The 13,132-nt window shown below is 67.5% G+C and carries 11 protein-coding genes; 10 read left to right on the forward strand and 1 reads right to left on the reverse strand.

The features are described 5' to 3' along the window. The first annotated feature begins 2 nt into the window (after window positions 1–2). On the forward strand, window positions 3–824 hold the full coding sequence (locus NMB41_RS13620; RefSeq protein ID WP_494378352.1) for an alpha/beta fold hydrolase: 822 nt from the start codon (window positions 3–5) through the stop codon (window positions 822–824). Continuing rightward, window positions 821–1,111: an Mpo1-like protein gene (locus tag NMB41_RS13625; RefSeq protein ID WP_494378353.1), complete on the forward strand. Its 291-nt coding sequence runs from the start codon at window positions 821–823 to the stop codon at window positions 1,109–1,111. The genes NMB41_RS13620 and NMB41_RS13625 overlap by 4 nt, the downstream gene beginning before the upstream one ends. A gap of 21 nt (window positions 1,112–1,132) precedes the next feature. Here NMB41_RS13625 and NMB41_RS13630 read toward each other — a convergent pair whose 3' ends face one another. After that, a complete protein-coding gene (locus NMB41_RS13630; RefSeq protein WP_494378354.1) occupies window positions 1,133–2,461 on the reverse strand; it encodes a YihY family inner membrane protein in 1,329 nt (442 codons plus the stop codon). Between the two features lie 110 nt (window positions 2,462–2,571). On the opposite strand from NMB41_RS13630, the gene wrbA reads away from it, so the two are divergent. The 8 genes from wrbA to NMB41_RS13670 all read left to right on the forward strand — a co-directional run bounded on the left by wrbA (window position 2,572) and on the right by NMB41_RS13670 (window position 13,053). Beyond that, on the forward strand, window positions 2,572–3,195 hold the full coding sequence (gene wrbA, locus NMB41_RS13635) for an NAD(P)H:quinone oxidoreductase (RefSeq protein WP_494378355.1): 624 nt from the start codon (window positions 2,572–2,574) through the stop codon (window positions 3,193–3,195). Beyond that, on the forward strand, window positions 3,195–3,593 hold the full coding sequence (locus NMB41_RS13640) for a DUF2069 domain-containing protein (protein ID WP_494378356.1): 399 nt from the start codon (window positions 3,195–3,197) through the stop codon (window positions 3,591–3,593). Before wrbA ends, NMB41_RS13640 begins: the two co-directional genes overlap by 1 nt. Then, window positions 3,586–4,995, forward strand: a complete 1,410-nt coding sequence (locus NMB41_RS13645; RefSeq protein WP_494378357.1) for an FAD-binding oxidoreductase — start codon at window positions 3,586–3,588, stop codon at window positions 4,993–4,995. Before NMB41_RS13640 ends, NMB41_RS13645 begins: the two co-directional genes overlap by 8 nt. A gap of 14 nt (window positions 4,996–5,009) precedes the next feature. Then, window positions 5,010–5,441: a DUF4124 domain-containing protein gene (locus NMB41_RS13650; protein WP_494378358.1), complete on the forward strand. Its 432-nt coding sequence runs from the start codon at window positions 5,010–5,012 to the stop codon at window positions 5,439–5,441. Then, window positions 5,429–7,978, forward strand: a complete 2,550-nt coding sequence (locus NMB41_RS13655) for an FtsX-like permease family protein (RefSeq protein ID WP_494378359.1) — start codon at window positions 5,429–5,431, stop codon at window positions 7,976–7,978. Before NMB41_RS13650 ends, NMB41_RS13655 begins: the two co-directional genes overlap by 13 nt. Next, entirely contained in the window at window positions 7,978–9,042 is a 1,065-nt protein-coding gene (locus tag NMB41_RS13660) for a lipocalin-like domain-containing protein (protein WP_494378360.1), read from the forward strand. Before NMB41_RS13655 ends, NMB41_RS13660 begins: the two co-directional genes overlap by 1 nt. A 31-nt stretch (window positions 9,043–9,073) precedes the next feature. Continuing rightward, window positions 9,074–10,918 (forward strand): ABC transporter transmembrane domain-containing protein, encoded by a 1,845-nt coding sequence (locus tag NMB41_RS13665; RefSeq protein WP_494378361.1) that lies wholly within the window; start codon window positions 9,074–9,076, stop codon window positions 10,916–10,918. 116 nt (window positions 10,919–11,034) lie between these two features. Beyond that, window positions 11,035–13,053: a methyl-accepting chemotaxis protein gene (locus NMB41_RS13670; protein ID WP_494378362.1), complete on the forward strand. Its 2,019-nt coding sequence runs from the start codon at window positions 11,035–11,037 to the stop codon at window positions 13,051–13,053. The last annotated feature ends 79 nt before the right edge of the window (window positions 13,054–13,132 follow it).

Here is a 13,132-nt window from a genome sequence, read left to right on the forward strand (position 1 = left end):
GGATGATCCTCGATATCGCAGGCAAGACGGCCTATTGCTACAGCGGCGGCAAACCCTTCAACGCGGCGCTGCCGACGGTGGTGTTCATCCACGGCGCCCAGAACGACCACTCGGTCTGGGGCCTGCAGTCGCGCTGGTTCGCGCACCATGGCTATGGCGTGCTGGCGGTGGACTTGCCGGGGCACGGGCGCAGCAGTGGTCCGGCACTGGCCAGTGTCGAAGCGATGGCCGACTGGCTGCTGGCCGTGCTGGAGGCGGCCGGCGTGCGCAAGGCGCTGCTGGTGGGCCACAGCATGGGTTCGCTGATCGCACTGGAAGCCTCGCAGCGCGCCCCGCATAAAGTGCGCGCACTGGCCATGCTGGGCACGACCTATCCGATGAAGGTGTCCGACGCCCTGCTGGCGACCGCGCGCGACGACGAGGGCGCGGCGATCGACATGGTCAATATCTGGTCGCATTCGACGATCGCGCACAAGCCCTCGAGCCCCGGCCCGGGCTTTTCGGTGATGGGCGGCGCGCGCAGGCTGATGCAGCGCATGTCGGCCATCAATCCCGATCAGCTCTTCTTCAACGATTTTTCGGCCTGTAACGCCTATGCCAATGGCGAGGCGGCGGCAAGCGCGGTGCGCTGCCCGGTGCTGTTCATCTTTGGCGCCAAGGACATGATGACGCCGGCGCGCTCGACCAAGATCCTGACGAACGCGATCGCGCACGGCAAGGTGGTGCAGGTCGACGCCGGCCATTCGCTCATGAGCGAGCAGCCCGATGCGGTGCTCGATGCGCTCGACGCCTTCGCCCTCTCGCTCGAAGGGGCGCCGGCATGAGCTTCGCCGAGTTCTACCCCTATTACCTGACCCAGCACGCCGACCGCCGCTGCCGCCGCGCGCATTTCATCGGCAGCACGGGCGCGCTGCTGGCCATTGCCACGGCCATCGTCACAGGCGGCGCCGGGTGGGTGCTGGCGGCGCTCGTGTCCGGCTACGGCGGCGCCTGGATCGGGCATTTCTTCTACGAGCACAACCGGCCGGCGTCGTTTGCGCAGCCGTGGTTGTCGTTCAAGGCGGATTGGGTGATGTATTGGCAGATGTTGACCGGCAAATTGACGTGGTGAGCATGGCCGCCGGCCCCTGCGCTACTGCTCTGCGAAATACGCGCTGATCGGCTGGTCCAGGCCCTGGCTCACTGCCGCCTCGACCTGCCGCGCCAGCGTGCCTGCATCGAGCGACAAGGGCGAGCCCGCCACCTGCTGCGCACTCGGCGCCAGCGTCCCGCCGAACACGAACAGGCGGTACACGTCGGCCACCTGCAGCTTGTCGGGATCGGCCAGCAGCACCCAGTCGTCCGCCCCGGCGCGGCCGGCGCTGCCCCAGCCGCCTGGCTGCGGCCCGTCGGGCTGGACCCGGCCGACCCAGCCGGCCGCCACCATCTGTTCGAGCAGCAGGCCCAGTTCGTCATAGCCGATGCGGGTATGGGCCCGGATCGCGCTGGACGAGACCAGGGCCGAACCGGTCGCATGGGCGACGCCGTGCAGCACCTTGAGCACCGCGATGGCGTCGACGAACACCCCGCCCGGCGCCGGCACATGCCACCAGCGCTCGTACTTCACCACCGGCAAGGCGGCGGCCACGACCGCACCAAGCAGCGTGATCAGCCAGGACAAATACATCCACAGCAGGAACAGCGGCAGCGCGGCCAGCGCGCCATAAATGAGCGCGTAGGTCGGGAACTGGCGGATGAAGAGGGCGAACAGGCGCTTGGCCAGTTCGAAGGCAATCGCGGCGGCCAGCGCGCCCCACAGCGCGTCGCGCCAGTTGACGCGGCGGTTCGGCACGGCCACGTACAGCAAGGTATACGCGCCGGTGGTGAGCGCGACCGAGGCCAGCGTCGACAGCAACGCGCCGAGCACTGGCACGGCGCGGGTCATGCCGCCGGTGGCCGTGAACAGCGGGGCGGTCAGCGAAATCGACAGGCCGAACAGCAAGGGACCGAGCGTGATCAGGGCCCAGTACGTGAGCATGCGCTGCATTAGCGGACGCGGCCGGCGCACGCGCCAGATCTGGTTGAAGACGCGCTCGATCATGCCCATCATGGCCGTCGTCGTAAACAGCAGCAAGACCGCACCCAGCGCGGAGAGGCCCTTCGCCTTGTCGGCAAATTGCGTCAGGTTGGCAATGATGGTGTTCGAAATCGCCTTCGGCATCAAGGCCTGGGCGAAATACGTCTCGAGGGCCGTGCGGAGCTGACCGAAGATCGGAAACGTGGTAAAAATGGCCAGCACGATCGTCAGGAGCGGGACCAGGGCCAGGGTCGTGGTAAAGGTGAGGCTGCCGGCCACTTGCGGCAGCATCTCCTCGCGCAGGCGGCGCCGCGCAAAGCGCACCAGGTCGCGCACTTCAGGCAGGCTCAGGCCGCGCATGCGCTCGAAGCCGTCGCTGAAGATCTCGTTGGTCGAGCGCGACATGGCATGCACCTTCGCGTGAACAATTTTGGAAAGCATGTTGTCGTTTTAGATCCGTCCAAGGGGCATTTGCCGGACCAATGCGTTGAGCAAAGCATTCTATAATACCAACGATGAACCCGACCTCCCTGACTATTCTCGTTTTGTACTACTCGCGCCATGGCGCTACCCGCAAACTGGCCGAGCTGATCGCCCAGGGCGTCGAAAGCGTCCCGGGCCTGGAGGCACGCCTGCGCACGGTGCCGGCGGTCTCGACCGTGGCCGAATCGACGGCGCCCGGCATCCCGTCCGATGGCGCGCCCTATGTCGAACTCGACGACCTGGCCGAATGCGCCGGCCTGGCGCTGGGCTCGCCCACGCGCTTCGGCAACATGGCATCGGCAATGAAATACTTCCTCGACGGCACTGCGGCCGAATGGCTGGCCGGCACCCTGTCCGGCAAACCCGCGGTCGTGTTCGCTTCCACGGGCAGCCTGCACGGCGGCCAGGAAGCCACCCTGCTGTCGATGATGATTCCACTGCTGCACCACGGCATGCTCGTCATGGGCCTGCCCTATACCCACCCCGAACTGATGACCACGTCCAGCGGCGGCAGCCCCTACGGCGCCACCCACTGGGCCGGCATCGACGGCGACAAGCAGGTCACGGAAGACGAGAAACGCCTGGCCATCGCGCTCGGGCGGCGCCTGGCCGAAGCCGCCGCGAAGCTGCACCAACCATTGCACGGACTACGCTGATGCAAACCCAAAAGCTCTTCCACGGCGGTGCCATCGCCAGCCTGATCTGGCTGATCTGCTGGCTGGTGGCCTGGGAAATCTGGGTCGCCCCGCTGCACGCGGGCGGCTCCCTGCTGGCCCTGAAAGCCGTACCGCTGCTGCTGCCGCTGCGCGGCGTCATCAAACGCGACCTCTACACGCTGCAGTGGTCGTCGATGGTGATCCTGCTGTATTTCACCGAAGGCGTGGTGCGCGCCTGGAGCGACATGGCCGAACTCTCGCGCATGATGGCGCTGGGCGAAGTGGCCCTGGTCTGCGTGTATTTCGCCTGCGCCCTGCTCTACCTGCGTCCGTATAAAAAGGCGGCGCAAAAAATGGCCAAGGAATTGCTCGACAAGGTAAAAGTGCCGCATGACTGAGGATTTCCTCGGGCGCTGCCGCGAGATCGTCGGCGCGTCCTGGGTGCTGGCTCTGGAAGCCGACATGGCGCCCTACCTCACCGACTGGCGCGGCCGCTTTACCGGCCGTGCCCGCGCCGTGCTGCTGCCTTCGTCTACCGGCCAGGTCGCGCAACTGGTCGCCCTGTGCGCCCAAGAGCGCGTGCCGATCGTGCCGCAAGGCGGGCGCACGGGCCTGGTGCTGGGCAGCGTGCCCGACGCCAGCGGCACGGCCGTGGTGCTGTCCCTGCGGCGCATGAGCCGGGTACTCGAACTGGACGCCACCAACCGCACGATCACGGTCGAAGCCGGCGCCATCCTGCAGCAGATCCAGGAAGCGGCCAGCCGCGCCGGCCTGTTGTTTCCCTTGTCGCTGGCCGCCGAAGGCAGCTGCACCATCGGCGGCAACCTGTCGACGAATGCCGGCGGCACCGCCGTGCTGCGTTACGGGAACACGCGCGACCTGTGCCTCGGCCTGCAGGTGGTCACGCCCAGCGGCGAAGTCTGGGACGGCCTGCGCGGCCTGCGCAAGGACAACACAGGTTACGCGCTGCGCGAACTGTTCATCGGCGCCGAAGGCACGCTGGGCGTCATTACCGCAGCGGTGCTGAAGCTCTACCCGCAGCCGAAAGCCTCGACCACGGCGCTGGTGGCCATGGAGTCGCCCGAACGCGCCCTGTCCCTGCTGTCGCTGATGCAGGACCAGTGCGGCTCGAACCTCACGGCCTACGAATTGATGTCGGACTTCTGCCTGCGCCTGGTGGGCGAGCATTTCCCGCACCTGCCGCGCCCGTTCGCGCGCAGCCATGCCCAGTATGCACTGCTGGAAGTGTCGAGCAGCGAGTCGGAAGAGCATGCGGTCGCCCTGCTCGAAGGCGCGATCGAAGCGGCGCTCGAAGGCGGTCTTGCCGATGACGCGGTAGTGGCCACCTCGCTCGCCCAGTCGAGCGGCCTGTGGCAGCTGCGCGAACACATCCCGCTGGCCCAGGCCAGCGCCGGCAAGAACATCAAGCACGACGTCTCGCTGCCGATCTCGCAGATCGGCGCCTTCATTGCGGCCACCGACGCCCTGCTGGCTGCCGCCTTTCCCGGCTGCCAGGTAGTCTGCTTCGGGCACCTGGGCGACGGCAATTTGCACTACAACGTCGCGCCGTCCGGCGACGTGTCGCACGAAGCCTTCCTCGGCAACCAGGGCGCGATCAACCGCATCGTGCACGACAGCGTCGCCCGTTTCGACGGCTCGATCTCGGCCGAACACGGGATCGGCGCCCTGAAACGCGAGGACTTGCAACGCTACAAGGACCCCGTCGAACTGAACATGATGCGTGCCATCAAAGGCGCCCTCGACCCGCTCGGCATTATGAACCCTGGCAAAATTTTGTGAGACAGGGAGCATTGATGAGGACGACGATGATGATGGCAGTGATGCTGTGCGCGCTGGCGCACCCGGCGGCGGCGCAGACAATATATAAATGTACTGTCGGCGGCAAGGTGAGCTATGGCGAGCAGCCTTGCGCGGACGGCAAGACAAGCACCCTGGCGGTACCGCCCGCGCCGGACCCGGCGCCCGCAGCGGCGCTCTTGAAGCAGGAAAAGGCGCGCCTGGCGGCATTCCAGAAGGAACGCAAGGCGCTTGAAGCGCGCGAGGACCGCGAGATGCAGCGAGCCGCGCGGGCGGCGGCCAGCACGCGCCAGAAATGCGACCGCCTGCGCCTGCAGAGCAAATGGGCGGACGAAGATGCGGCGCGCGCGGGCAAATCGACCGTGGCGGCGGCGCGCCTGAAGGCGAGGCGGCAGGCGGAGGCGCTGGCGGTTCAATGTCCGGCCTGAACCTGCTGTCACGCTGGCTGCTGCTTGGCGAATGGCGCGCCCACCCGGTGCGCGCCGTGCTGGCCGTCACCGCCATTGCGGTCGGCGTGGCCATGGGCTTTGCGATCCACCTGATCAACGCCGCCGCCTTCAACGAATTTTCAAGCGCGATCAAGAGCCTGTCCGGCCAGGCCGACGTCCAGGTCGCCGGGCGCGAAGCCCTGTTCGACGAAGCCATCTATCCGGTGCTCGCGCAGTACGAGGGCGTGGCGCTGGCTTCGCCGGTGCTCGAAGTGCAGGCCGCCGTGCCGAAGGCGCGCGGCTCGCTGCGCATCGTCGGCATCGATCCTTTTCGGGCCGGGTATATCGCGCCCGACCTGATGGGCGTGCCGGCCGAGGGACGCGGCACCGACGTCCTCGGCGACGCCACCATCTTCTTGTCCCCGGCCGCGCAAACCTGGCTGAACCTGGGCAGCGGCGCGTCCTTGCTCGTACGCGCCGGCACCGCCGACATCGCCCTGCGCATGGCAGGCCCCGTGGCGCGCGCGCGGCCCGGCCAGCGCTTCGGCGTGATGGACATCGGCGCCCTGCAATGGCGCTTTGGCCAGCTCGGCAAACTTTCGCGCGTCGACCTGAAACTGCGCGATGGCGTCAACCGCGCCGACTTCGAAACGCGGCTCACGCAGGACCTGGAGCGCCAGTTCCCGGGGCGCTTCCGGGTCCAGCAGCCCAACGACAGCGACCAGCAAAGCCGCAACAACAATCTCAGCCGCGCCTACCGCGTCAACCTCACCGTGCTGGCCCTGGTGGCGCTCTTCACCGGCGCCTTCCTCGTGTTCTCGACCCAGGCCCTGTCGGTGATGCGCCGGCGCAGCCAGTTCGCGCTGTTGCGCGTGCTGGGCGTCGAGCGCGGCCAGCTGCTGCGCCAGGTCTTGATCGAAGGCGCCAGCCTGGGCGTGCTCGGGGCGCTGCTCGGGGTGGCTGCCGGCTATGCGCTGGCAGCGGCCGCCCTGCGCTTTTTCGGGGGCGACCTCGGCGCCGGCTACTTCCCCGGGATCAAACCGCAGGTCGTGTTCACGCCGGTCGCGGCCCTGGTCTTCTTCGCGCTCGGCCTGGGCGTCGCCCTGCTCGGCTGCCTGGCCCCGGCGCTCGAAGCGGCGCGCGCACAACCGGCCGTGGCCCTGAAGGCCGGCAATGACGAGGCGGTGCTGTCCGGCTTGTCGCGCATCTGGCCCTCGCTGGCCTGCCTGCTGCTGGCCGGCATGTTCGCCTTCGCCCCGCCCGTGTTCGAACTGCCCCTGTTCGGCTACCTGGCGATCGCCCTGCTCCTGATCGGCGGGATCGGCCTGATGCCGCGCCTGGCGGCCACCACCTTCCACTTGCTCAGCCGAGCGCTGCTGCGCGCCGCCAGGCCGCCGCCGGTGCTGGCACTGACGCTGTCGCGCCTGGCCAATGCGCCCGGCCAGGCCTCGATCGCGCTGGGCGGCGTGCTGGCCAGCTTCAGCCTGATGGTCGCGATGGGCATCATGGTGGCCAGCTTCCGGATCTCGGTCGACGACTGGATGCGCCACATCCTGCCGGCCGACCTGTATGTGCGCAGCAGCGCCGGCGGCAGTTCCGGCTTCTTCGGCAAACCGGAACAGGATGCGATCGCGCGCGCCGCCGGCGGCAAGCAGGTCCAGTTCCTGCGCACGCGCCCGGTCTCGCTGGCCGCCGACCGTCCCGACGTGATCCTGATCGCGCGCGACATCGACGCCACGGACCCGGAGCGCCTGCTGCTCCTGGTAGGCGCCTCGAGCCCGGTACCGCAGGGCGCGCGCCCGGCCTGGGTCTCGGAAGCGATGCTCGACCTGTACGGCGTGCAGGTCGGCGAGAAGCTAACCCTGCCGCTGGGCGGACGCCCCGCCAGCTTCTTTGTCGCCGGCGTCTGGCGCGATTACGCCAACCAGTCCGGCTCGGTCGTGGTGCGCCTGGCGGACTACCGCGCCCTCACCAATGCCTTCGAAGTGACCGACGCCGCCATCTACGCAGGCAGCGACGCCGAGACCAACCGCATCGAACGCGCGCTGCGCAAGCTGCCCTTCGGCGGCGCGCTGCAGCTGGCCCGTCCCGGCGAGATCCGCGCCGCCAGCCTGCAGATTTTCGACCGCAGCTTTGCCGTCACTTACCTGCTCGAGGCGATCGCCATCGTCATCGGCCTGTCCGGCGTGGCCGCGACCTTCTCGGCGCAGACCCTGGCGCGCGCCCGCGAATTCGGCATGCTGCGCCATGTGGGCGTGACGCGCCGCCAGGTGCTGGGCATCCTCGCGATCGAAGGCGGCCTGCTGACGACCCTGGGCGTGGCCTGCGGTTTCGCGCTGGGCCTCGTGATCAGCCTGATACTCGTCTTCGTCGTCAACCCGCAGTCCTTCCACTGGACCATGGGCCTGCACCTGCCCTGGGGACTGCTCGCAACCGTCGCGGCCGTGCTGGTGGCGGCATCGGTCGGCACCGCGCTGGTGTCGGGACGTTATGCTTTATCCGGCGGGCCGGTGCGCGCCGTACGGGAGGACTGGTGATGCGTTTATTCTTGATTCTGCTGCTGTTCTGGGCAAACCTGGCGCAGGCCGCGCCGCCAGGCTTTGCGCCGGTAAAACCTGGCCAGGTCCTGGCCTTCCCGCGCGACTACGGCGCCCATCCGGAGTTCCGCACCGAGTGGTGGTATGTCACCGGATGGCTGAACACCGCCGCCGGCAAGCCGCTGGGCTTCCAGGTGACCTTCTTCCGCAGCCGTACCGAACACGACCCGGCCAACCCGAGCGCCTTCGCCCCGCACCAGCTGGTGATCGGCCACGCGGCCGTGTCCGACCCCGAGCACGGGCGCCTGGTGCACGACGAGCGCAGCGCGCGCGAAGGCTTCGGCCTGGCCTGGGCCAAGCCCGGCGACCTGGACGTGAAACTCGACGACTGGCGCATGACGCGCACGGCCGACGGCAGTTACCGCGTGAGCCTGAAGTCGGCGGCGCTCACGCTCGAGCTCACCCTGGCGCCGACCCAGCCGGCGCTGCTGCAGGGCGAAGGCGGCTATTCGCGCAAGGGCTTGGGCGCGCAGCACGCCAGCTATTATTACAGCCTGCCGCAACTGCGCGTGACGGGCATGGCCGGCCGCAGCGGCGCCGTCGGGCCCGTGACGGGCAGCGCTTGGTTCGACCACGAATGGTCGAGCGAAGCCCTGCAGCCCGAAGCCAGCGGCTGGGACTGGGTAGGCGCAAACCTCGACGACGGCTCGGCGCTGATGGCTTTCCAGATCAGAGCCAAGGACGGTGGTAAACTATGGGCGCATGCAACGCTGCGCGGGCGCGATGGAAAAGTGACGCGCTATGCGCCGGAGCAGGTGAGTTTTGCGCCGCAGGCGCGCTGGCGCTCGCCGCGCACGAATGCCGAGTACCCGGTCGCCACCACGATCACCCTTGGCGCCACGCGCTGGCAGATCGCGCCCCTGCAGCAGGACCAGGAACTCGATTCGCGCCGCTCGACCGGCGCCGTGTATTGGGAAGGCGCGGTGACGGTTGCGCGCGACGGTGTGCCGGCGGGACGCGGCTATCTTGAAATGACCGGCTATGTGCGGCCGATGAAACTTTGAACCACCAGACAGAATAACAACAAGCGACACGATGACCCAGCGCTCACCCAGTACCAGCAGCACCAGCAGCACCGCTCCCGCTTCCGAGAACGCCGTCGCACGCAAGGGCAGCCTTGCCGCGCTCAAGGGCCTGCTGCCCTACCTGGCGCCGTATCGCCGCCAGTTTATCCTGGCCGGCATTGCGCTTCTGTTCGCGGCCGGCGCCACGCTGGCCATTCCGGCCGCCTTCAAGCAGATGATCGACCTGGGCTTCGGCGCCTCGGCCGGCTCGCAAAGCATCCGCCACGTCGACGCCACCTTCCTCGCGCTGTTCGGCGTCGCCGCGGTGCTGGGCGTGGCCACGGCCGCGCGCTTCTACATGGTGTCCTGGCTGGGCGAGCGCGTCACGGCCGACATCCGCAGCGCCGTCTACCGCCACGTCGTGCACCAGAGCCCGGAGTTTTTCGAGACCACCCAAACCGGCGAAGTGCTCTCGCGCCTGACCACCGACACCACGCTGATCCAGACCGTGGTCGGCACCAGCATCTCGCTGGCCCTCCGGAATACCCTGCTCTTCGCGGGTGGCCTGGTGATGCTGTTCGTGACCAGCGCCAAGCTCACCGCCATCATCCTGGCCCTGCTGGTGCTGGTCATCGTGCCGATCGTCCTGTTCGGACGGCGCGTGCGCAAGCTCTCGCGCGATTCCCAGGACCGCATCGCCGACGCCTCGGCCCTGGCCGGCGAAATCCTGAACGCCATGCCGACCGTGCAGGCCTATACCCACGAGAAGATCGAGGCCGCGCGCTTCGGCACGACTGTCGAAGGCGCATTCCACGCGGCCATGCAGCGCATCCGCGCCCGATCGTTCCTGACCATGCTGGCCATCGTGCTGGTGTTCGGCACCATCGTGTTCGTGCTGTGGCTGGGCGCGCACGCGGTCCTGGAGGGCACCATGACCGGGGGCGACCTCGGCCAGTTCATCCTGTACGCCTCGATCGTGGCCGGCTCGATCGGCGCGCTGGCCGAAGTGATGGGCGAAGCGCAGCGCGCCGCCGGCGCCACCGAGCGCCTGCTCGAACTGCTCGCCGCACGCTCGGACATCCGCAATCCCACCCACCCGCGCACCCTGCCGGCACGCTCGTCGAATGGGGCGGCACTGACCTTGCACGACCTGACCTTCGCCTACCCGTCACGCCAGGACACGGCGGCGCTGTCGCATGTATCGCTCGCCATCCGGCCCGGCGAAACGGTGGCCGTGGTCGGCCCTTCCGGCGCCGGCAAGACCACCCTGTTCCAGCTGCTGCTGCGCTATTACGATCCGCAGTCCGGTTCGATCACGCTCGACGGCGTCGACATCCGCGACCTCGACCTGCACACTTTGCGCGGCGCGATCGGCATCGTTCCCCAGGACACGGTGATTTTTTCCGCCGACGCGATGGAAAACATCCGCTACGGCCGGCCCGAAGCGACCGACGAGGAAGTCATCGCGGCAGCGAAAATGGCCGCCGCCAACGAATTCATCGAGCGCCTGCCGCAGGGCTACCGCTCCTTCCTCGGCGAGCGCGGCGTGCGCCTGTCGGGCGGCCAGCGCCAGCGCATCGCGATCGCACGTGCCCTGCTGAAGAATCCGCCCCTCTTGCTGCTCGACGAAGCGACCAGCGCGCTCGACGCCGAGTCGGAACGCCTGGTGCAAGGCGCCCTGGAAGCGGCGATGGTCGGACGCACCACCGTCATCATCGCGCACCGCCTGGCCACCGTGCAGCGCGCCGACCGCATCGTCGTCATGGAAGACGGCCGCGTCGTGGAAACGGGCACCCATGCGTCGCTGGTAGCCTTGGGCGGCATCTATGCCAAGCTCGCGGCGCTGCAGTTCCACAACGTCCACGTGGAGCATTAAGTATTGAACAAAGTGTTGCTGCATCGAAAAATATAATTGCCGACTTTACTGTTTTGTATTGACTGAAGGCAACAGACAGGTATGATCCGCAGGATCTGTCACCGTTACTCTTAGTCATGAACAATAAATACCATCCTGCCAACTGGAATGTCGGCACCAAGATCAGCGCCTTCAGCTTCGCGCTGGTCGGCGCCATCATCGCCGCCCTGGTCCTGACCATTACCGTCACGACCGCCTCCATGCTGGAAGAACGCGCCGGCCAGAACATGCAGAACGAGCTGCGTGGCGTGGTCAGCACGGTCGAACTCTTCAACCGCACCGTCTCGGGCGAAGCCGTCAGTTTCGGGCGCATCTTCGGCGCCGACTTCGCCGGCAGTTTCGAGAGCGACCCAGCTGCACCGGTCGACATTGGCGGCCGCCAGGTCCCTTCGCTGAAACACGACGGCAAGGTGCTGAACCTCGACTTCAGCGCCCCTGACCGCTTCAGCGCCGCAACCGGCGGCAACGCGACCATCTTTGTGGCCGACGGCGACGACTTCGTGCGCGTCACCACGTCGGTGAAGAAGGAAAACGGCGAGCGCGCCGTCGGCACCCCGCTCGACCGCGCCAGCCCGGCCTATGCCGCGCTGAAGGACGGCAAGGTCTACGTGGGCCTGGCCAAGCTCTTCGGCAAGCAGTTCATCACCCAGTACGCACCGGTGCGCGATGCGAGCAACAAGGTCGTCGGGGCGCTCTACGTCGGCGTCGACATTACCGCCGACATCGCCGCACTCAAGGAACGCATCCGCTCAATCAAGGTCGGCGAGACCGGCTATTTCTATGTGCTCAATGCCGCCCCGGGCAAGGCCTACGGCGAGCTGCTGGTCCACCCCAAGCGGGAAGGCGACAACATCCTCGCCAGCCGCGGCGCCAACGGCCGCGAATTCATCAAGGAGATCCTCGAGAAAAAGAACGGCAGCATCGTCTACGACTGGAAGAATCCGGGCGAGACCGATGCGCGCGAAAAAGTCGTCGCCTTTGCCCACTTCAAGGACTGGAACTGGGTCGTCGCCGGCGGCACTTACCGTGACGAGATCACGCAGGAAGCCTCGCGCCAGCGCAACAAGTTCATCGTCTTCGGCCTGATCGGCCTCTCGATCTTCGCCGCCATCCTGTACGCTTTTGTCCGCGCCACGATCACCCGTCCGCTGGCCGCCGCGCGCGACGCCGCGATGCGCATCGCCGACGGCGACCTGACGGTCACGGTGGAGCGCCGCCATGCCGACGAAATCGGCCTGCTGGCCGACGCCATGAACGGCATCAGCCGCAAGCTCTCGCTGGTGGTCGGCCAAGTGCGTCTTGGCGCCGAGCAGATCGCCAACGCCTCGAACGAAATCTCGACCGGCAACCTGGACCTGTGCACCCGCACCGAGCAGCAGGCCTCGAGCCTGGCCACGACCTCGTCCTCGATGGGCGAACTGACCGAGACCGTGCGCCAGAACGCCGAACATGCGCGCCAGGCCAACACCCTGGCCGTCTCCGCATCAAGCATCGCCCAGAAGGGCGGCAGCATGGTCGCGCAAGTGGTCGAGACCATGGAATCGATCAACCAGTCCTCGCGCAAGATTTCCGACATCACGGGCGTCATCGACGGCATCGCCTTCCAGACCAATATCCTGGCCCTGAACGCAGCGGTGGAAGCTGCGCGTGCAGGTGAACAGGGACGCGGCTTTGCCGTCGTCGCCGGCGAAGTGCGCAACCTGGCCCAGCGCAGCGCCGCCGCGGCCAAGGAAATCAAGACCCTGATCGCGGCGTCCTCGGACGAAGTCGATGCCGGCCGCGAGCTGGTGTCGAAAGCCGGCGCCACCATGAACGAAGTGCTCGCCAGCGTCGGCCGCGTGACCACCATCATGGCCGACATCACGGCCGCCAGTGCGGAACAGAGCAGCGGCATCGAGCAGGTCAACCGCGCCATCGGCGAGATGGACGACACGACCCAGCACAATGCAGCGCTGGTCGAAGAAGCCAGTGCCGCGGCGCAGGCGATGCAGGACCAGGCGGCGGAACTGGCGCGCGCGGTGCGCCTGTTCAGGCTCGATGAACATGCGGGCGTGCTGGAAGCGCCGGCGCGGCGCGTCGCCCTGACCCACGGCTAAGGCTCTTCCCGACGGCCGGACGATACGTTCCGGCCTTTTTCACAGCTTCACGCAGTCGCCCATCCGGTGTAAAGTTGTG

The sequence above is a fragment of the Massilia sp. FBCC-B171 genome (assembly GCF_059134155.1).